Origin of the sequence: Streptomyces sp. L-9-10 (assembly GCF_004151105.1) — a bacterium.
GTDB lineage: Bacteria > Actinomycetota > Actinomycetes > Streptomycetales > Streptomycetaceae > Streptomyces.
In genome coordinates this window covers 1-270 of sequence record NZ_PHRF01000017.1, presented here as the reverse complement: position 1 = coordinate 270, position 270 = coordinate 1, and the positions used below count along the sequence as shown (strand labels likewise).

1 protein-coding gene is annotated in these 270 nt (G+C 70.4%); it reads right to left on the bottom strand.

Features of this window, described 5'->3' with window-relative positions:
• Positions 1 to 270: KR domain-containing protein (locus CU044_RS03970; protein WP_129767040.1), on the bottom strand; the 270-nt coding region annotated here is incomplete at both ends.

Sequence of the window (270 nt, the reverse complement as noted above, 5' to 3'; positions counted from 1 at the left end):
CGCCGCGTCGAAGAGGGCGACGCCCTGCTCGACGGAGAGCGGCGGCATCCCGGAGCGTGCCAGGCGCCGCATGTCCGCCTCGCTCACCGTCCCGGTCATCCCGCCCACCTGATCCCACGGACCCCAGGCCAGCGACACACCCGGCAGACCCTCGGCCCGCCTACACGCCACCAAAGCGTCCAGGAACGTATTGGCCGCCGCGTAATTACCCTGCCCGGCACCACCGAACACACCCGCGACAGAGGAGAACACCACGAACGCGTCCAGACC